At 42.1% G+C, this 20,958-nt stretch carries 13 protein-coding genes and 1 other RNA gene; 8 read left to right on the forward strand and 6 right to left on the reverse strand.

From position 1 onward, the window contains the following. Nucleotides 1–29: 29 nt before the first annotated feature. The 4 genes from SWOO_RS15885 to SWOO_RS15900 all read right to left on the reverse strand — a co-directional run bounded on the left by SWOO_RS15885 (nt 30) and on the right by SWOO_RS15900 (nt 10,800). The gene (locus SWOO_RS15885; protein ID WP_012325689.1) at nt 30–2,927 is read right to left on the reverse strand and encodes a TonB-dependent receptor domain-containing protein; all 2,898 of its coding nucleotides are present in this window, start codon (nt 2,925–2,927) and stop codon (nt 30–32) included. Nucleotides 2,928–3,626: 699 nt separating this feature from the next. Then, on the reverse strand, nt 3,627–6,365 hold the full coding sequence (locus SWOO_RS15890; RefSeq protein ID WP_012325690.1) for a TonB-dependent receptor plug domain-containing protein: 2,739 nt from the start codon (nt 6,363–6,365) through the stop codon (nt 3,627–3,629). Between the two features lie 572 nt (nt 6,366–6,937). Continuing rightward, nucleotides 6,938–8,146 carry a porin gene (locus SWOO_RS15895; protein ID WP_012325691.1) on the reverse strand — a complete coding sequence of 403 codons (1,209 nt, stop codon included), beginning with the start codon at nt 8,144–8,146 and terminating at the stop codon, nt 6,938–6,940. A gap of 230 nt (nt 8,147–8,376) precedes the next feature. Next, nucleotides 8,377–10,800, reverse strand: coding sequence for a DNA polymerase II (locus tag SWOO_RS15900; protein ID WP_012325692.1), 2,424 nt, complete (start codon nt 10,798–10,800; stop codon nt 8,377–8,379). Between the two features lie 115 nt (nt 10,801–10,915). Between SWOO_RS15900 and dinG the strand changes: the two genes are divergently transcribed. From dinG to SWOO_RS15935, 7 genes are all read left to right on the forward strand, one after another. Beyond that, nucleotides 10,916–12,988 (forward strand): ATP-dependent DNA helicase DinG, encoded by a 2,073-nt coding sequence (gene dinG / locus SWOO_RS15905; protein WP_041417713.1) that lies wholly within the window; start codon nt 10,916–10,918, stop codon nt 12,986–12,988. Between the two features lie 8 nt (nt 12,989–12,996). Then, a complete protein-coding gene (locus SWOO_RS15910; RefSeq protein ID WP_012325694.1) occupies nt 12,997–13,767 on the forward strand; it encodes a sulfite exporter TauE/SafE family protein in 771 nt (256 codons plus the stop codon). Beyond that, complete coding sequence (locus SWOO_RS15915) at nt 13,764–14,438, forward strand: primosomal replication protein (RefSeq protein ID WP_012325695.1); 675 nt, start codon at nt 13,764–13,766, stop codon at nt 14,436–14,438. Before SWOO_RS15910 ends, SWOO_RS15915 begins: the two co-directional genes overlap by 4 nt. 9 nt (nt 14,439–14,447) lie before the next feature. Next, nucleotides 14,448–15,122, forward strand: coding sequence for a DUF2057 domain-containing protein (locus SWOO_RS15920; protein WP_012325696.1), 675 nt, complete (start codon nt 14,448–14,450; stop codon nt 15,120–15,122). Nucleotides 15,123–15,410: 288 nt separating this feature from the next. Beyond that, nucleotides 15,411–15,680 (forward strand): late competence development ComFB family protein, encoded by a 270-nt coding sequence (locus SWOO_RS15925; RefSeq protein WP_012325697.1) that lies wholly within the window; start codon nt 15,411–15,413, stop codon nt 15,678–15,680. Nucleotides 15,681–16,427: 747 nt separating this feature from the next. Next, nucleotides 16,428–16,757 (forward strand): hypothetical protein, encoded by a 330-nt coding sequence (locus SWOO_RS15930; protein WP_012325698.1) that lies wholly within the window; start codon nt 16,428–16,430, stop codon nt 16,755–16,757. Nucleotides 16,758–17,181: 424 nt separating this feature from the next. Next, nucleotides 17,182–17,937, forward strand: a complete 756-nt coding sequence (locus SWOO_RS15935; protein ID WP_012325699.1) for a hypothetical protein — start codon at nt 17,182–17,184, stop codon at nt 17,935–17,937. Between the two features lie 560 nt (nt 17,938–18,497). Here the strand turns inward: SWOO_RS15935 and ffs are convergent. Both ffs and SWOO_RS15940 read right to left on the reverse strand, forming a co-directional pair. After that, nucleotides 18,498–18,594, reverse strand: an RNA gene (gene ffs, locus SWOO_RS25700) — signal recognition particle sRNA small type. A 168-nt stretch (nt 18,595–18,762) separates the two neighbouring features. Then, the gene (locus tag SWOO_RS15940; RefSeq protein ID WP_012325700.1) at nt 18,763–19,086 is read right to left on the reverse strand and encodes a ComEA family DNA-binding protein; all 324 of its coding nucleotides are present in this window, start codon (nt 19,084–19,086) and stop codon (nt 18,763–18,765) included. Between the two features lie 389 nt (nt 19,087–19,475). Between SWOO_RS15940 and SWOO_RS15945 the strand changes: the two genes are divergently transcribed. Continuing rightward, the gene (locus tag SWOO_RS15945) at nt 19,476–20,870 is read left to right on the forward strand and encodes an SLC13 family permease (protein WP_012325701.1); all 1,395 of its coding nucleotides are present in this window, start codon (nt 19,476–19,478) and stop codon (nt 20,868–20,870) included. Nucleotides 20,871–20,958 lie beyond the last annotated feature (88 nt).

Raw genomic sequence — 20,958 nt, forward strand, 5'->3', positions numbered from 1 at the left:
ATTGCGCCCTTTAGTAAAGTTAAATGACTTTAGAACTTAATCCCAGCTCTTAAGTAAACAGTTCGACCAATAACATCGTAAGTCGACACATCAGTGTTTGCTCCAAATGCTGAGTAAACAAAAGGTGGTTGTTCATCAAATAAATTATCTACACCAGCAGTGATCGTTAAGTGCTCAGTTGCAGCATAATTAGTCTGAAAATCAACAACTATATTTGAGTCTACATCTCTTTCAAAAGGATCTGTCCACCAACCAGACTCAGTTTCAACAACACCACTAATATAACGAGTGATTAAACTTGTATCAAAATCTGAGATAGACCAGTTAACAGTGAAGTTTGTTTTGAGTTTAGCAAACATACCATCATGGTTAGACTCAAAACGACCAACATGATCAATTACAGATCCATCAGCAAGCATCTTGTCATACTCAAGTAGATATGTACCATCTAAACCTAGGCCCCAATCCCCGAAACCTGATTCGAAGGTATAACGTAAATCATAATCAATACCTGCCGTATCGATTCCACCAACATTCACAGTATAGTTATCTACGGTAATAATACCGCCAGCAGCAGGGCTAGTAGCACCGAAGCGAGTGATAGTATTACAGTACTCACCAGAGTTAAAGCAACCATCTAAACGAGTTTGTGTACCAACTGTAGAGATCGCATTCTCTAGCTCAATCTTCCAATAATCGACACTCATTGAGAAGTTTTCAATGAAATCTGGATTAAACACAACACCAACAGTCAATACATCAGCAGTTTCTGGAGTTAGATTCTCAGTACCACCCCAGTTGTCTGAACCGCCCCCGTTTGTTGGAATTTGCTCTACACCACCAGAGTTATAACCTGCAACAGGTACACCAGTTCCAGTACAATTAGCCCACTGAGGAGATGCAATAACAGCTGCATAAGCTGCATCAGAGTCATATGCAAAACGGTCACAAGGATCGATTGCTTCTGGGAATCCTACTGATGCTCCCCCAAAGAGGTCTGATGTTGTTGGTGCTCGGAAAGCTTCAGATAAGGTAGCACGCACCATCAGAGTCTCTACTGGCATCCATTTGATACCTAACTTACCACTGGTATTAGTACCAAAAGTACTATAATCCGAATAGCGCATAGCCGCTTCAAAATCAAGCATATGTGCCATAGGTGCATCAGCCAAAATAGGCACAATCAACTCACCGAAGAACTCTTGTACATCATAGCCACCACTGGTACCAACCGCAGAGCCTGCAGTGGTGATACCTTGGAGAATAAGAGAATCAGGAGTGTATGAGCCAGACTCTTTTCTCTGCTCCCAACCAGCAGCAAAACCTACAGAGCCAGCTGGCAAATCAAACAGGTCGCCCGAAACAATTGCAGATAGAACTTCTTGCTTGTTCTGACCCGTCTCAGTTGTATTGTAATCCCCAGAGATATATTGCAGCATCTCTGGAGTGATCTCATCTGCCGTTCCTGGAGTTCCAAAGATATTTAACGGAACACAACCATCAATAGTGCCACCATCAGCATCTAAACATACCAGCTGAGAACCGTTGGCATCGACAACAGCATCACCGTTACCATCAACAATTAAGTTTCCATTGGCATCTAACCACCCAGTTGGACCTACTGCTTCTGCAACGCGATCTAAATTAAAGTAACCTGCTGCTTTTTCAACAGAGTCGCTTTGACCCCATACATATGAAACTTCCCAGTCCCAGCCGTTTTCTAAAACACCATTAAATCCTACAGCTGTACGGAATGTTTTATAATCACGCTCGTTAGCTCGACCACCAGTTTCTAGCATACGACGACGCCAGTCATCAATCACATAGGCATTACCGTTTGCATCTTTCGGTCCCATTTTCTGATTGTAATAGTTATTTGGTGAATAAGGTGCTGCTGAACCAAAGAAAATTAAAGGTGCTAATGGCTCAGGAGCAATGAGTCGATTACCCGTAGTCTGAACATAACTTGCCTCAGCAAATGAGTTTACTTCACCTAAGAAACCAAACTCACCCAAAGTATAATTTGAGAAAACTGAAGCGTAACGGCGCTTACTAGGCGTTTGAAGGTAATTTACTGGGTTATAGTTGTATGAATCAGTAGCGCCGCTATACGGTCTCCAATCACCAAACTCTGGACCACGAGTAACTCGGCCATCAGCAGTATTTGCGTTAACCCATGGTGGCGCAGAAGACCCACCAGGCTCAGTATGACCATCTTCATAAGCTCTTAACTCAAACTCAGAAAAATCACGATCTCCCATGAATGCATCGCCTTGATCGCTATAACCTAGAGCAACAACAACATTACCTCGATCACTCGCAGCACCAAATGTGACATCGACGCCCTTAGTGACGGCATCACCTTTATCACTACCGCCATAATTTAGCTTAACCTCAAACCCTTCAAAATCATCTTTTGTAATGATGTTCACAACACCAGCAATAGCGTCTGAACCATATGTCGCAGATGCGCCATCTTTCAAAATTTCAACGCGCTTAACAATCGCAGTTGGAATGGTATTTAAATCCACTGAAGAGTTCGCCCCTCCACCACCAGCAACAACACGACGGCCATTAATTAAAACGAGGGTACGTTCAGAACCAATACCACGCAGTGAAAAACGAGTACTTGAATCACCACCGTTGTTAGTTTGAGTATTAGTTGCAGCACCAGCAGATGATGTTAGATTCTGAAGAAGATCACCAACGTTATTAACGCTCATCTTCTCAATCGAAGCAGCATCAATGGTTGTGACCGGATTTGCACCTTCCATGTCAGTTCTCTTAATTCGAGAACCAGTCACCTCTATACGCTCTACAGTTTCTTCATCTGCCGCATAAACAGCTGGTGCAGTAAACGCCGCCGCTGCTGCACCACTAATTAGTGCAAAACGCACAGAATTAGCGAGTAAGCTATTTTTATACATTATGTTTCTCCCTGGACTTATATTATATTTTATTGAAATGAAACCAATTAAACACCCAAAAAATGTTGCAACCAGCCTCACTTACAAACAAATAAAACACAACATAAACATTTAATCAACATTCAACATTCAAATGTAACCCCGCACTCATATCTTGACGCAAAGAAATCTGTACAATAAATCTGCAGACCAATTTAACAAAACTCGCAAAACCAACAGCAAGCTAACATAGACCCTCCTCACTTAATTATTCAAGTAGACACCCATAATTTTAGCTATATAAGTAGGCACCAACCACAAAATAAATAAATAATCACAAATCATGAATAAGTAACATAGCAGCTATAAGGAATGTTTAGTCTTTAATTTTGGGTTGTCTTTACAACAAGAACTAATTAACACAGAGGAATATTTTTTTGCTCTCTTAACAGGCAAATAACAACAAGTTATCTAAGCTGAGCTGTTATGGGGAGCTTATACAGACCTGACGCCCCAAATTTAAACCATCGGGGAAAACAGGAACATTTTTTAATCAGGTAGCTATATAGAATTAGAGAGAAGAAGAGCTCCCCTGCAGAATCAGATTAGCTATAAGTAGCAAAAGTAGAGACTATTTTAAAAGTTACTTGCAAATAAAAACCCAACATCAAGAGATGTTGGGTTTTAGTGGTATTGCTATTATTTACTAATTATTAGTGATTAAAACTTCACGCTAGCAGATACATAGTACTGGCGACCAGTCAAACGGTGAGACTGAATCAAGTATCCATTTGTACCATTACTTACATATGGTGGTTGCTCATCAGTCAAGTTATTGATACCACCTGACAATGTTATGTTGCTGAAGTAGTATGATGCATTAATATCATGGTACAGCATAGTACCAACACTGTTAGATAGATTTGTTTCAATTGGAGCATAATCATCTACAGAACTTTGGTAATGCATGTTATAGGTTACAGTCCAATCATCTGCAGAGAAGCTAGTTCTAAATGCTGCTTTCCACTCAGGGAATGAACCTTTACCGCCATTTGCAACATCATTACCGTAATAGCCAGCTAATGATGTTTTCTCAAGTCCTTCAGCTTCAAGATGCTCAAGTGTAAGCGCTCTTGTACCTTCTAAGTTGAAGTCTAAAGTACCGTTTGCAACATCAAAGGCATAGTTAATGTCAAAATCTATACCGCTAGCATTGAAGAAACCTAGATTTTGTGTAGATAAATCAACACCTGACAAGTTACCTAATGAGTTACGACGCTCTCCACCTTGCTCACCGTATGCAGCAGGACCTTTAATTTGGTCACACATTGGAGAAGAGAAGTTCTCACTGTTATAACACTCAGTCGCAATAGTTCCCATACCAAGAGAACCAATAACATCAGTGATTTCGATGTCATAGTAATCTAATGTTACCGAGAATCCTTCTAAGTAATCAGGAGAATATACAACACCAACACTTAAGCTAGTTGATTTTTCTGGACCAATATCTGGGTTACCACCAACCCATGCACTAGCTTGGTCAGTAATTGGACTCCAATCTGGAGCTAGGCCATCAGCAGCACAGTTGGCTTTCAAAGTAGCACTTGCGCCTGCGTTTGTACCGTAATTCTCACATGGGTCACTATAAGATGTAGCAGAGTTTGCGCGAGGCGCGAATAATGTACTGATACTTGGTGTTCTGAAACCTTCAGAAAGACTACCACGTACAAGAATATCATCAACTGGACGCCACTCTAAGCCGAACTTAGTTGTCACTTCATTATCTTTTATGACACTAACATCGGTATTACGCGCTGCCACTGTAAGGTTGACACTTTTAGCGAAAGGTAAGTCTGCTAAAATTGGGAAATTAAGCTCTGCATAGTATGCATCAGTAGAGTATGCACCTTCAGTTCCTTCAGCACTTACACCATAGATAGCGCCTAATCCAGCTGCTCCATCAGGAATAGATACATAACTAGTAGTTAAGCGCTCATAACCAGCAGCCCATGAGATTGGACCTGCAGGTAGCTCAAGATCACCGAAGTCACCAGCAATGTTAACTTGTAGCTGAGTATCTTCACCCTTAGAGTTACTTGTCATTGGAACAATAATCCAATCTTGCATCTCTTGAGTCAAAGTATTTGATGCAAATGGGTTCCATACACCAGGACACTCATCATTTGCAGCACATAATTCAGGGCTAGTTAAGATACCTGCACGCTCTTGATGAACTCGTCCACCAGCATTTGTATCAGTACGACGCTGAGAACGCATGTATGACACATCCCAGTACCATTCATTTGCAAACTCACCGTTGAAGCCCATAGTTAAGTTAAACTCGTTAACTTCACGCTCCCACGTACGTCCACCTGTTTCAGCTAAACGGCGATATGCATAAGCCGTTTCACCTAGATCGTTACCTGGGTTTGTTGTTGGAACTTCTACACCCCAGAATGTACCAACTGGTGCCATTTGTTGATTTGAAATACGGTTTGTATAAGCAGCTTCAGTGAAAAAGTTTACAGTAGAGAAACCTTCATCAATTAGCTCATAGTTTCCTTGTGTGAAAAATGAGTGCTTTTCGAGTGGTTGATAAAGAATACTAAGCGCAGCATAGTTAAATTTATCTTCATCTGTAAGTGGACGAATGCCACCATTACCATCTAACTGACCAAAACCATGTGAAGGGCTCCATGCTGAGCCAGGCATTGTTGTACCTGATCCACCACAAACTAAACCATCGTTATTACCATCACCATCATTATCAACCTCAGATGGTGGGCATGATGAAAAGTCACGTTGTGAACCGTAGATAGCTTCTCGAGTTTCATAGGTTCCAGAGAAAATGATGTTACCTTTGTCGCTGCTTGTACCAGTTAAAAAGTTAACACTCTTAGTTTCACCGTCACCTTCGCTTGACTGTTGGTAACGAACATCAACTTGTGCCCCTTCAAAGTCATCATTAGTGACAAAGTTAACTACACCTGCAATAGCATCTGAACCATAAATAGTAGAAGCGCCATCACGCAAAATATCAACACGCTTAACAGCAGCCATTGGGACGGTTGAAATATCACCACTGTAACGGCGACCATTAACAAGAACTAGAGTACGGGTATCACCTAAACCACGAAGGTTCATAGTCACGGTACCGGTACCGCCATTGTTAACGTTTGAACCATACTGGCCACCGTTAGCTAATGGTAAAGCTTGTACAAATTGCTCAAGCGTTGGAGCACCTGAAGCCATAATATCTGCAGCAGTAAAAGATGTTAAAGGAACTGCATTTTCCATATCAGTACGTTTAATGCGTGAACCTGTTACAGAAATACGCTCTACATCTTTTGCTTCTTCTTCTGCAGCAAATGCTGCTGGAGCACTAATTACTGCCGTTGCTGCTGCACCACTAATTAGTGCAAAGCGCACTGAATTAGTTAGAAAGCTATTCTTATACATTATGTTTCTCCCTGGACTTATTTTTATTTTATTGAAATAAATCTACCCTAGCGCTTACAAATTGTTACACGCAGACTTATTTACAAACAAATGAGACCACAACAGAAACATTTAATCAACATCCCGCAATGTTTTTTTAACAGCCGCCAACTAAAACGGTTGCTTTATAAACAAAAAGACAATTTAAGGAAAAATAAAAAAATTTCCTAGTAGCTCAACGACTTGACACAACAGACCTCAAAAACAATAAATCCCCATATAAAACAGTAGAATAAGATTGATTAAACAAAGGTTTATTAGCACGCAGTTATCAATAAAATGCTAAACTTACGCAAACTAATGATAAATAGTGATCAGCCAATATTTTTATACTTATTTCCATAAACGAGTAACATGTAAATAAAGCTATACATTCTGTCACAGATTAATGTTAATAATTAGAGATTCATCATATTTGGGGTATGTAAAGGGAGAGAGAAGGGGCTAAATCAAAAGTTACAATAAGTAATTCAGTTGATTATCAGATACAAAAAACGCCCTAAAAAGGGCGTTTTATAGTGTTTCAGTTCAGATTAAAGTGTGTATCTAATACCGATAGCAACGCCATCTTCTTCAGAGATTGACATTCTGGCTTCTTGAGCCTTGTCTGCACTTGTGAAGTCGCTGAAGTCTTTACGCGCTTCTACATAAAGTACTGTGTTTGAGTCCCAAACATAGTGAAGGCCAGCAACAACGAATTGACGCTTAAACACATCGTTAGGGTCAACATTGTTTGGTTGAATAACATAGTCACTGCCAGCATCTAATACGTTATAAGAGATAAATGGACGTAGGCCGTTTTCAAACTTGTAAGAGAACAGTGACTCAATACCGTATGAATCTTTGATCAGGCGACCTAAGTTATCAGTATCGTGGTTTTCATTCTTGTTGAAGTTAGCAGCAGCGTAGAAGCCATCTTGATCGAAGCTGCCCCAAGTTGCACCAACACCATAGATAAGATCTGTTGCAGTGATCTGCTCACCAGTATGGAATCTCACATCAAACTCACCACGGTTAATACCCGCTGTTAGTGTTAACATGTCGGTAGCTTGGTATGTGATAGCACCACCATAAGTGTAACCGTAGTCAACCTCTTGTGACTCGTCACCGTCGTTCCAACGCTGCTCACAATCTGTGCCTAAGCCAGATATAGACTCACAGGTATAAAAGGTATCATTTTTTAATTGAGCTTGGAGTGCAAAGCTAACATCACCGAATGAGTTACGGTATTGAACTACTTTATCACCGCGACCAGTACCGTTTACGGCACCATCTGCTTTATTGTATGTGTAAGTACCAGATGCATTACCATCCCATACAAAACCATAGTTGGTGTTATAAACCACGTCATACCATGCGCCCCACTGCTTACCAATGGTTAGCGTTCCGTATGTATCATGGCCAAGACCAACATAACCAAGACGGTTATTTAGGAAGTCACCACTTTTAGATTCAAAGTTACTCTCACTACTATAAACGATCTCACTATTACCGAATGGGTTAACGCCCCACTCAAGTTTAGTGAAGGCTTTCCAACCATCGCTCATTTCGCGAGTAAAACCGAAGTTGATGCGAGAAGCACCGTTAACCACTTCTGTTTCACCTTGAGTATTGATGATACGCGCATCGACATAACCACCGATCTCTACTGCGTTCTTGTCGTCTTTATAGATCTCGATAGCTGAAGCTGTCGGTACAAATATAACGGCTGCTAAAGCCGATGCTACTAACGTTTTTTTCATCTGTTATCTAACCTTAATGTTTCCAGTCTGCTTGGTTTTTGTTTTAACCATTCCGTTGTTTTATTTCTATCCTATTTCCTGCCGAGATTAGCAAAGGATCATGCCCCTCTCAAAGCAGAAAATGACAAAAACCCAGCCTTTTTCACGAGAAATATCCAAAAAAACTAACAAGCAGCAAGGATTTCACCAACTGATAACATTAAACACGCAAAACATTAAGAAGCACCCCACTATATTAACGTAAGCTGATTTGAGTTCATGCTAGAGAAACTTTCGCCCAAAATGGTAAGAATGGGATCAGCTATCGGCCCCAATTGCCGCTCGATATAGTATTGATAGTCGATATTGGATTTTCTGTATTCCACAGGTTCAGCGCCATTTACTGTCATTAAATAATCAATTTGCGCCCCTCTTTTAGAGAGGCTCGTATTACCAGATAACTCATATTGGATCTGCGCAGCTTTAACATGTGGTGAAGATTTGGCCTTGTAATCACTAATATCTCTGCGAAGCTTCTTAGAAAAAATAAGCTCTGAATCAAGCTTTCCTGACAATAACTCCTCTACGATACTCTGCAAAAACAACTTCACATCCTGTTTGGAGAAAAGACGATAATACAGTGACTCTTGAACTCGCCTTGCAATTGGACTCCAATCACTTCGCACTTGCTCCATCCCTTTAAATACTAATTTCAACTCGCCACTTTGCTGAGTATAAGCGCCAACATAACGCTTCTTAGACCCCTCAGTAGAACCTCTTAATGTGGGCATAAAAAACTGTTCATAATGGGACTCATATTCAAGCTCCAAGAAACACTCAATATTCATTGAGCTTAATAACCTTTCACGCCAGTGAGTGTTCACCATCTCCACTAAGCCTTTAGCGGCGGTATCAGCATCGACCTCAAGTGGGTCATTACCCAACCAAACAAAGGTAGAGTCAGTATCACCATAGATAACCTTATATCCGCACTCCTCAATCCAAACCTTAGTTTGCTTCATGATCTCATGGCCCCTTAATGTAATGGAGCTTGCTAACCTAGCATCATGAAATACACAACCTCTTGAACCTAATACCCCATAAAGCGAGTTCATGATGATCTTAATGGCCTGAGACAGCGGTGCATTACTCTCCTTTTTCGCCAACTCTCTGTGCTCAGATAAGGTTTTAATGAGTTGAGGAAGTATGGGGTTATCTCGACTAAACCTTCCACCACGAAAACCTGCAACGGTATCAGAGTCTGGCAGAGACAAGCCTTGCACTAACCCCTTAGGATCAATAAGAAAGGTACGAATAATTGAGGGATACAGACTTTTAAAATCCAACACAATAATATTTTGGTATAAGCCAGGAATAGAGTCCATCACATAACCACCTGGACTCTCTAACCCTTGGCTAGTCGCCATGGCTGGCGCTACAAAACCTGCACGATGCAGATGCGGTAGATACAAATTATTAAAAGCAGCGACCGAGGCCCCTACTCTCCCGAGCTCTAAACCTGTTAGCTTTGAGCGCTCAATAGCAAACTCAAACAACTCAGTATGATTAAAGATGTCCCACACGAGTCTGCTATCGGTCAAGTTATAGTGTGCAAGCGCTAACTTATCATGCGCAAATAACTGAGCTATCTCATCGACACGGTGCTCAACACTATGGATAGCCTTGCCCTCATCGAGCAAGGTACGAGATACAGATTCCAAGGAGAAACTATCAAAACGATAAAATGCAGCTTTAAGCCAATCGATACCATCTAATACGACTCGCCCAGGCAATGAAAGGGATTCAGGCCTGAATTTATCGGCAACTTTCCAGCTAAGCTGTTCCCCTCCTCGGCCAATGGGCAATTTTATCCCTAGCTTTTCAGCTCGGCGAAACAGCAGAGCAAGGTCAAAGGTAACCACGGCCCAACCGATAATAATGTCGGGATCATAATCATTAAACCACTCGACCAAGGCGAGAATGAGTGCTCGTTCATCTTGTACCCACTCGACATAAGCTGCCGCCTTACTTTTCTCATCTGTCTCAGGCGTTGCACTCTGTGTTATAGCGCTTGCATCCCCGACCATAATGACTTTCTCATAGGGCTGCTCGCCGCTCATCCCATATAAGCCCACTGAGTAAAGCTCTCCGTCGAAACTACACTCAAAATCCAATGAGATAGCATTAAGTGAGATATCCAGCTCAGCTTTACGAGCACGCTCAGCCATAAAAACAGGTAAAGCATCAGTTGACGGGGTTGATATAAACTCACCGGAGAACTCAACATCCAGCGCAATAAACCGTTCAATGAGGTATCGATGTTCAGGACGAACATCAGATTCATAAAGTGGGATCCCAAGATCAACACCAGCTCGGGTCAAATTCCGATAGTTTTGCCGTGATTGACAATAAAGTGCTGTCACACTCTGGGATTCAAAGTTCTGAAGAGTCAGCGCCTTGGTTCTCACATAACCTAAGCCTGGCGAAGAGAGCAACTTATCAACGCTAGAGGTTGCACAGAAACAGAGAAACTCAGCATTCGGCACCTTCACTAACACAGGCCCCTGTGCTGTTTTAATATAATAATGCAGACAAAGAGCGCCCGATTGTTGCACCAGATGCCGTGATAGCACTCTGCCTTTAACACTCGCTGGGAGGGACTCTTCTCTACTCATTACTTATACTCACTATGAAATTGATCTGTTTAGCTCAATTAATTGAAAATTGAGTAGGTAAGGCTAAGCAATCACTGTTATTATGTACAGCTCTATTTCTCTTCTATGTATGCGCATGCTAACTGCTGATGTAAAAACTCAAATTCGCACTATATATAAAGGTATCGCTGCGGCATTACCTAACTTTCGTTCCAGACGAGAGCAAAACTATATCGTCGCGGAGATCTCAAAAACACTGGCAGGCGAATACGATAAGCAGAGACGAATTATCGTGGTTGAAGCTGGTACCGGGATTGGTAAATCACTGGCCTACATATTAGGCTCTATTCCGCTGGCACTAGCCAGCAAAAAAAAGGTCTGTATCGCCACTGCCACCGTTGCACTGCAAGAGCAGTTGCTTCACAAAGATCTGCCCTTTTTTCTCGCGCAGTCTGAATTGGACTTTACCTTTGGCTTAGTCAAAGGTAGACAACGCTATGTCTGCCTCTCCAAATTACAGATGCTGATCGGCGCCGACGATGGCACTCAGATGGCCATGTGGCAAACTAAGCCCGACACTAGCCAAGTAGAACTACTGCAAACTCTGTTTAAACAATACCATGAAGGTAAATGGAATGGCGAACGCGATACCTTGCCAGAGCAGCTCCCCGATCACCTTTGGCAACAGATAGCTTGCGATAAACACAGCTGCCATAAACAGCTTGCCAGTCACCGGAACTGCCCTTTCCATAAGGCCCGTGAAGATATCGATACCTGGGATGTGCTCATCGCCAACCACAGCTTACTCTTTGCAGATCTTGAGCTTGGTGGTGGGGTTATCCTGCCAGATCCCGAAGAGCTCTACTATATTATCGACGAAGCCCATCACCTGCCAAAAGTTGCCAGAGACTTCTCCAGTGCCCAATCGACACTAAGAGGCGCTATTGACTGGTTAGAGAAGATAGATAAAACCAGCAGCAAACTGCAGACCCAGATAAAGAGTAACCATATCATCGCGCCAGTGCAGGCGATGCATGATCATATTACCGATCTCACAGGCATGCTCAATCAAATTGCCCACTACTGCGACACTCAAACCGCGCGATTTGATAACCCAGAAAATCGTTTTCGTTTCGAACATGGAAAACTGCCCGATGGCTTACTGAGCCAAGCTGAGAATATCGCCAGCACTTCATCCAAAGCACTCAAGCAGTTTAATAAGATGCAAAACTTGCTGGCAGAAGCGATAAAAGATGGTGAGATAGCCAAACATCAAGCGGAGCAACTCCTCTCTGAAACAGGCTTCATGCTACAAAGGCTAGAGAATCTGCAAAAACTCTGGAAGATGATGGCAAAAGTCGACAATGCCAAAGGCGCGCCGATGGCCCGCTGGATTGAACTTATCACAGGAAAACAGCTAGATTATCTATTTAATGCCTCTCCTATCGAAGTCGGCTTTATGCTAGAAAAGCTGCTATGGGATAAGGCTGCCGGCGTTGTTTTATGTAGTGCAACATTAAGAGCGCTAAACAACTTCGATCATTTTACCCGTCAAGTTGGATTATCCATCAATGATGGAAGCCGCTTTCTTGCATTAGACTCACCATTTGATTTCGAGCAAAATGCCACCCTGTATCTGCCCAAGATGGACACAGAGCCAACGGATGACAAATACACTGAAGAGCTCGCTAAGCAGATAATCACTCTCATCGATGGCGAGCAAGCAACCTTAGTCCTATTTGCCTCCTACTGGCAGATGGAAAAAGTCGCCGAACTGGTAGAGAGTAAAATTAAGACAGGCTTACAGATCCAAGGCACCGCCTCGAGACAAGAGATCTTAACCAAGCATAAGCAGCGATGTGACAACAACGAACCCAGCATCATTTTTGGCACAGGTAGCTTCTCTGAGGGATTAGATCTTCCAGGTGACTACCTGACCAACTTGATTATTACTAAGCTTCCCTTCGCTGTACCGACTTCGCCGGTTGAGCAAGCCCACGCTGAATACATCAAGATAAAAGGGGGAAATCCATTCCTTCAGTTAACTATTCCAGATGCATCACGCAAATTGATACAAAGCTGTGGTAGATTACTACGTAAAGAGCAAGATTATGGACGAATCACCATTTTAGATAGACGACTTGTAAGTAAACGATACGGAAAATCATTACTCGACGCTCTCCCTCCCTTTCGCCGTGAAATAGAGTAGGACAAACTTTGGAGCTACTCTTAGAGCCCAGCACATGGGCTATTCTTGCGGGTATTGGGTTAATAGCTGGGTTTATCGATGCCGTTGCCGGTGGTGGAGGCCTGCTCTCTATTCCAGCGCTACTGACCTTAGGGATCTCCCCCCATCTCGCATTAGGCACCAATAAGCTGGCAGCCTGCTTTGGCTCATCCATGGCAGCGTTTACCTACTATAGGCAAAACCTTTTTTCGCCTACACTTTGGTATCAAACGTTTATCGCCACTTTTCTTGGCGCTGTCAGTGGCACCTTTCTGGTTTATTACATAGATAAAGAGTGGCTTGAGAAGGGCTTACCTCTCATTATTATCGCCATCGCCATCTATACCTTGGTCAAACCCAATGCCATGGGATGTAAAGATTATGTCCCGCTTAAAAAGTCCGCTTCAGGCTTAAAGCAATGGCTACTGGCATTTCCTTTAGGCTTTTATGATGGTTTTGCAGGACCAGGGGCTGGCGCATTTTGGACAATCAGCAGCACCAACTATTATCGACAACCACTGCTTTATAGCTGTGGCCTTGCCAGAGCCATGACCTTTGTCAGTAACCTCACCTCATTAGCTATCTTTTTTATATTAGGGCAAGTTAACCTAATATTAGGCTTGTCTATGGGGATATGTATGATGCTAGGCTCATTCATTGGAGCCCGCTCAGCGATAAAATTTGGTGTTCAATTCATCCGGCCTGTGTTTATTATTATCGTTCTTATTATCGCAGTAAAATTAGCTTGGAGTGCATGGTGACAACAAGTGAACTACTCAAACGTCTAAGAGCTCAACATAAACAGTTGGAGCAAGAGGTGTTGCAGCACGACGCCAAGCTCCCCAAGGGGCAGAGACGATTACTGCAAGATACTGAACGCTTTAACGATAGCTTATTTATCCAGACCGGTGCCGAGCTTAAGCCCTGTATCGATCAGATCAGTAAAAGCATTGAGCAACTTGAGAAATTGATCAAAGGAAAAATATCCGCCAACACCATTCTGTTAAGTTGTGAACGTATTCAAGACCGATTTACCGCCGTTAAACGAGCCTTAGCCACCACCTCTTTGGATGTAAAATCTGCAGAGCATCAAAAACAGATGCGCATAGCAAAAGCTCAACAAAGGCGACGCAAGTCACACAGTAATAGCGGCTTCGACTGGATAGCAGCAGGCGTGATGCAAAACAGCCATCAACTCTATGAGGAGCTCAACAAGCATCTGAACTGGGTCAAGGCGTTTGAGCAAAAGATTCAAAATTTGCAATCAGAACTCGAATACTGTCATAGTGCTGACAAAATTAAGAAGCAGAATGAGATCCTTCTTGTCCATCGACGTTTAGGTAAATGTCGACAGGCTATTAGTTACATTGAAGAACGTATCCAGGCGTTTGAACGCCCACACACGCATACATATAGAAGTTTTAAACGTTAAGGAGCTACAATGAAATCTGTTATGCCAATCACCGCCATCATCGCTCTGCTTGGTTCCTCCTCGGCTCTGGCTGCTAATCTCAATATTCCCATGGCATTTGAATACCTTGCAGTCGATGGGCAAAAAATAGAGTCGAGCCTATTTAATCATAAGTCAGATATCGAGCTTAACAATGGCCCCCATAAAATTGCCATCCGTTACCATGACATGGTGCAAGATGATTTCAGTGACGGTGAAAGCTTTATTAAATCATCTCCCTTCATTGTCACATTAACCGTAGATGGCGATCACCAGTACAGCTTACAAGCCTCCGACGGTGAAGTGGTTAAAAATCCTCAAAAATTCGCTAAATCACCCAGTGTTGTGATCACCCGAGCCGATTCAGGTACCGTCGATTACCAAGTCAAGCAGACAAACTTCACCGAAGACTCATTTGTAAATAGCATCTTTGGTGGCGGTAACGGCCAAGATATCTCTAACGTTGCCAGTGCTGCAACAGGTGGTGTAGTGGCAACCTCTTCCACCATCACAGCCCCTGTGAGCAAGCCGGCTCCAATTGATGCCGTAACCGGCGAGAAGGTTAATGATGCTGAACATGCAGAGCAGATGCTGCAATATTGGTGGTTACATGCCGATCAAAAAACCAGAAAAGAGTTTATGAGCTGGGCCATTAAACAGCTGTAAGCCAAATGCAAAAGCATCACACCTCAAATGCCGGCAATTTAGCCGGCATTTTCCTTTGCTAAAACCCACATCAGAAGCTAAAACGCCTAACACAGCCACTATCTCATCTATAAGTAGATTGTTTATCCCTAAGTGAGGGGAAATAATGCCAATCAGGCACTAGAATTATGATTGAGGTATCGTGCATATTTCTTATTGCTGAAAAGTCATTTTGGTAGCACACTAAATTCTGACAAGGTGTCACCCCATCAGAAGCAGCAATGGATAACCAAAATCAGGGAGCATACTATGCAACTAGAGGTTCGAAACTATTACGAAGTGTTGTTAATGGAACTCTTATCGGATGAAGGATTGATCGATGAATTGCCTGAGGAATACTTAGCAGATCTCTGCTGTGTCACCCTCAATCAACTTCCTGTTAGATACATTCGCCACTTAGTTGATACCCACTTTTTTGAAGATTATGCCGAACTTGAGCAGATGAAATCAGAGATCCAAACAGCATTAGAGAAATCCCGCGCCTTTCTCAAATCTAAATTGAAGCAAGATGAGGATTAGTCCTCCCAACTATCCCATCAAGATGATTCAAAAAATCAGCCCAATGACTATCAGTAAAGTGATAACAGTGGGCTTTTTTTCGCTCATGATCTGAGTATGGCGAGCGACTCCGCTTTGTACATCAGCTTCTGTATACATCAAAGTTAGCTAGCCTTCAAATGAAGGCTGATTACATTTCTTGATTAATATTCAGTTGTTTTGTTATTTGGTCGTCTGTTTGAAGGTCGTACCTTTATTGTTATCTATCGCCTCCGGCTGGGAGTATGCAGATACTTCTGCGAGACGCTGTGCATATATCCATATACGCTCTACGACTTCATCCTTGAAGTCGAAGCTCGCAGCCGCATCTACACCTGTTTATTTGTCTCTTCGATTTAGCTGTATTAGGTAAGGCTTTGTAAATCATTTTTGTCCCTTTGTGTTACCTCAAATAATTTGTACTTTGTAGCACTGACCTCTTTGTAATGCTTCGTCTAATTAGTTGAAAAAATTATGATTTATCTTTATCAACAACAGCTTAGTTAAGCGGTATTTGACCGTATTACGGAAAGTAGAGCATGAACACATTGACCTTGCGAGGTCAGACTAAGGTCCATGAACAATGGCTGATGTACTACTTAGCCCATAATACAAAGCAAGATCCAATAAGACAGAAACTTTTGCCATAGAAACCTCGCTCCTGTCATTGTATGGTATTAAAAATTAATCAAAAACGAGTAACTGTAAAGGCTCGTTATGAGAGCTAGTATGGACAGAGTCATTGGCGGTGATGTAATCAACATCGAAGCTCCACAAGATAGGCAATATCTGAAATTCGTTGTTCGTGTTTCTTCTTGCGATTTTGACTCAATTAATGTTCGATTTTACAACTCGAACGGTTCAGCCATTAAGATCGACTTTTCTGAATTAAGAATTGGATTGGTTTGGAACTCAGAAACTGATGTGACGACTTTGGGTGAGTTCGAAGAAGTAAATAAATTTGAAGAAGGTTTTGTAATATTGGGCGATTTTGGCACTATCTATGTGTACTGTGATCAATGCTCGCCCAGTTTAAATACTCTCATAACAAGCTGCTGAATTCAGATTCACCAATGCTGTCATGCAATTTGCTGAGCAACAAAGTAACTAAGACATCCATAATAATTTTTGCACAGCGAGGTTGAATATGGGTTGAACTTCACATCATCTATCTCGACTCAAATATCCACAGATTTTGCATAAGCAGTGCTATCACGGGTTAAGGATGATTTATAGGAAACTAGCGCCTTGCTTGGTATCGACATAACAAACTTCTCTCTTCAGCCTTAACTAAAGACTAGTAGAGGAGGTTTGCATCCACAATTGTGGGGTCTTAGTTATTTTTAGGAAGGGAGAACACCTGAGAGTGCTATAGATAAAAATTTTGAACCTCTATTACTTATTGTCCTTTGTTATTTATTATCAAAGAATTATTAATAACTTATATGCTAGCATTGCCAAAATTTATTATGTAGGTGGATGAATGCCTGTGACAGGAACTGAACCAGAGTTAACAAAAGTTGCAATAGAAACAGTACAAGCTGTATGCAGCTGGAAGCCTGAGCACTATGTTGAGATAATAAAAGAAATTGCTTGGCCTGTAGTTGTCCTTGTTATTAGCCTTAGATACAAAGCCCTCATCGTAACAAGAGTTAAAGCGCTCTTCGAAAACTTACAGCTAGGAAAACTCACATTAGGTACAAGTGGTTTAAGCACTGAATGGCAGTCTAATGATAAACAAAAACCACCACTAACTAATAACAAGATAGAAGGCGACCTCAAAAGTCTAAGCCAGATAAAACTTTACCAAGAGCAAAATGACTCAGAATACATTCAAGATGCAATATTGTTTGTAGAAAAGCAGCTAGACTATCTGAACGTACCATTAGAAGAACAGATTAAATTACTATCCGCTGAATACAGCATACTAGCAGCGACAAACAGATATGTAATGATTAACAACGCTATTTATAAAAGCCAATACAACCTCTTAGTTAACTTATCTCTATCGACCGAAGCAGTAACCTATCAAAATTTGGAAATCTTTTTTAATGCTTTAAAAGCTGATAATCCAGAACATTACGAGAAAACGGATACGCAACTATATCTAAGATTCCTCATTGACTGGAACTTAATAAAAGTTGAAAACAGTTTGTATTCATTAACATTATTTGGATTTTCTTACATAAAGTACATGAAAAAGAATGAAAATATTACTCACTCTTTCCGTAATGTCTAATCCATAATTATAGTAATGAGAGAGTCACTAAGAGACTAACAGGCTCTATTACCTTCCCATATCTATCAGATAAAGGGGTCAGAGCAAATTAGGGAACTAAGATACTTTTCTTATCAATATCAGCTTAATTCGACTCAATGCTCTAACGTGTTTTTGTCCAGAAATGAGACTACTAACAACTTCAATCGAAGAGATACACAACCACGTGTGAACGCGGCTGTGACCTTCCGTGACATGGATGTCACGGTAGAGCCCACAGGGATTGTGCTTGCGGCGTGTCACAGAAGTGTTTACACATTAAGCGAGCCGCAGGCTATAGATTAAATATGAAGTCGTGGTTGATCATAATCCAACCAAACACCAAACCCGCCCAATTAACAAATTCAAAAGATATTTGAAACTTGTTTTCTGGCAAGAAGGCTGACTTTTGTCCAGCGAATATGGAGTGGTACACACGAATTATACAAGTAAACGGGATCACAGAATGTAACTAAGATGAATAGTTAAACAATCAAGTTTAATCAAAGAGTTATTGATGTACTAGAAGGAATTTGGAGGTTCCCCTAGAGCCACACCCCGGCACATGAGTCGCCTGCTGCGGTTGCTCCCTTCCGGGCCTGGCCGAGTTCACAAGTTATCATTGCGGGGGGACCCTAAGGTCACCATTGCTTTCGTCAGGAGTTATCCCTTCGAACGCCGAGCATTATCTACTAACCCCGCCCCGCAATCAAGCCCTTAAACTGCACATAGAGTAAGATAACCGCCAACTGCTGATTCTATAATCAAAATCACTTGGAATATCTTACTTTAAGATTTTTTATTGAGCTATAACACGATCAAAGATCTGTTTTTCTCAACCAGTTTGGCGCCAATCCCTTTCACCTGTTCAAGCTCTTTAACCGCTTTAAAGTTGCCATTGGCTTGGCGAAATTCAATGATAGCCTTAGCTTTTGCTTCTCCAATCCCTTTTAAGCGAACAAGATCTGCCACCTGCGCCGTATTAATATTAATACTAAGGGATTGAGCTTGGGCTTGAGTCGCTGAGTTTTCAACAGGTGTCGGTGTGGCTTTAGGCTTCTGGCCTGCATTAACGCCCAATGAAACAGATGCAAGAAACAGTAAACCAACAATAGTAATGTGATTTTTCATGATATTTCCTTTTAGTTAAATCCATTTAGTATCGCCAATAATCCATTGATCCTTGGCTACCACAAAATGTAGACCAGAGTCTCGATTAGCGCCAATGTTTGACCTTTGAGTGGCATTTGGCTCACGCTGGGTGACACAGATCACAGCTTGAGGTTTTGGGGAAATTTCAGTTTACAGGGGCTGTCTCTCCAAAGAGCCTCTTTTGGAATAAAATGAGATCGCATTTAGATCACAAGCACACAATCCAAGTCACAAAAATGCGATTTATTCGATCTAAACCTGAGTTTTATCGCTTACGACTAGTCATTAAATCACCATCAAAATTGTTTTGTCGATATCGCACATTCGGCTAATGTTGCAGCTCTAATAATAATGATAAGGCCTGAAAAATGTCGATAGAACAAACCGATGATGCTTTGATAGCATCAACATCTGATAACGCACATAGAAAGAAACTACTGATCCTATTCGCCGATATCCTGCTATTTCTTCTACTCTATAATTTTCTCCCGTTCGATGAAGGAGTCAACACTGGCTTCTCAGTGTTAATCTTTATCGCGATCCTCTGGCTGACCGAAGCTATCCATATCAGTATTACCGCCATATTAGTCCCCATCTTAGCGGTGACGTTAGGAGTCTTTGAAACAAAAACGGCAATGAGCAACTTTGCCAACCCCATTATCTACCTATTCTTTGGTGGCTTTGTGCTTGCAGCCGCCCTAAACCATCAAGGGATCGATAAGTTAATTGCCCAAAAGGTGTTAACGGCTTCCAAAGGAAAGCTCAGCCTCGCCTGTATGTTTTTGTTTGGGATCACAGCGCTTCTCTCAATGTGGATAAGCAACACAGCAACAGCGGCTATGATGCTGCCTCTTGCTTTAGGTATATTGCAGCAGCTCGACTTTAAGGAGCACAAGAGCACTTATCTATTTATGCTGTTAGGGATAGCCTATTCAGCTAACATCGGCGGCATAGGCACACTGGTAGGCAGCCCGCCAAACGCCATCGCCGCCGCTCAAGTTGGACTGAGTTTCAGTGACTGGCTTGAGTTTGGCCTGATAACTGTCGCACTTATGCTACCCAGCATGCTGATAGCCCTTTACCTTTTTCTAAGACCAAATTTAAGCGTGATTTGTGAGCTTACTAAATCAGACGCTAAGCTCAACTATCAAGGAAAGTTAACCCTATTAATCTTTATCTCAACGGTCTGTTGCTGGATCTTTAGTAAACCGCTTTCACAAGCTCTGGGAGGCATCCCTCAATTTGATACCATTGTCGCCTTAGGCGCTGTGGTTCTGCTGGCTGGGCTTGGCCTTGTAGAGTGGAAAAAGATTGAACGCACCACAGATTGGGGCGTGTTGATCCTCTTTGGTGGCGGCTTGACCTTAAGTGCTATCTTAAAAGCGACGGGAACCAGTGTGTTTCTCGCCCATTGGGTGACAGATATTTTTGGTAATACTCATATGGCACTGTTTACTTTTGCCGTTATCTTTTTTGTCATCATGCTCACTGAATTTGCCAGCAATACCGCCAGCGCTGCACTACTCGTGCCCGTGTTTGCTGCCATTGCAGAAGCATTAGGTCTCTCTCCGGTAATGCTTTCGGTATTAATCGGGATCGCAGCCTCCTGCGCCTTTATGCTTCCCGTTGCCACCCCACCTAACGCCATCGTGTATGGCTCTGGGTTTATTAAGCAATCAGAGATGATGCGCGCTGGTGTAATTATCAACTTTGTCAGCATGTTTGTGCTTTATATCATCGCTCACACCTTCTGGAGCTTTTAATACCAGTTGCATTAAGTATCTGACTATTCAGCGGGAGTTCAAAGCGCTGTAGGCAAGGCTGGGTATCGAAGCTAATAGTTATTCTATA

The organism is Shewanella woodyi ATCC 51908, assembly GCF_000019525.1.
Classification (GTDB): domain Bacteria; phylum Pseudomonadota; class Gammaproteobacteria; order Enterobacterales; family Shewanellaceae; genus Shewanella; species Shewanella woodyi.

What these genes read in the sequence shown, in the direction of transcription:
- SWOO_RS15885 (WP_012325689.1), bottom strand. Translation starts at nt 2,927, where the DNA reads ATGTATAAAAATAGCTTACTCGCTAATTCTGTGCGTTTTGCACTAATT.
- SWOO_RS15890 (WP_012325690.1), bottom strand. Translation starts at nt 6,365, where the DNA reads ATGTATAAGAATAGCTTTCTAACTAATTCAGTGCGCTTTGCACTAATT.
- SWOO_RS15895 (WP_012325691.1), bottom strand. Translation starts at nt 8,146, where the DNA reads ATGAAAAAAACGTTAGTAGCATCGGCTTTAGCAGCCGTTATATTTGTA.
- SWOO_RS15900 (WP_012325692.1), bottom strand. Translation starts at nt 10,800, where the DNA reads ATGAGTAGAGAAGAGTCCCTCCCAGCGAGTGTTAAAGGCAGAGTGCTA.
- dinG (WP_041417713.1), top strand. Translation starts at nt 10,916, where the DNA reads ATGCTAACTGCTGATGTAAAAACTCAAATTCGCACTATATATAAAGGT.
- SWOO_RS15920 (WP_012325696.1), top strand. Translation starts at nt 14,448, where the DNA reads ATGAAATCTGTTATGCCAATCACCGCCATCATCGCTCTGCTTGGTTCC.
- SWOO_RS15925 (WP_012325697.1), top strand. Translation starts at nt 15,411, where the DNA reads ATGCAACTAGAGGTTCGAAACTATTACGAAGTGTTGTTAATGGAACTC.
- SWOO_RS15930 (WP_012325698.1), top strand. Translation starts at nt 16,428, where the DNA reads ATGGACAGAGTCATTGGCGGTGATGTAATCAACATCGAAGCTCCACAA.
- SWOO_RS15935 (WP_012325699.1), top strand. Translation starts at nt 17,182, where the DNA reads ATGCCTGTGACAGGAACTGAACCAGAGTTAACAAAAGTTGCAATAGAA.
- SWOO_RS15940 (WP_012325700.1), bottom strand. Translation starts at nt 19,086, where the DNA reads ATGAAAAATCACATTACTATTGTTGGTTTACTGTTTCTTGCATCTGTT.
- SWOO_RS15945 (WP_012325701.1), top strand. Translation starts at nt 19,476, where the DNA reads ATGTCGATAGAACAAACCGATGATGCTTTGATAGCATCAACATCTGAT.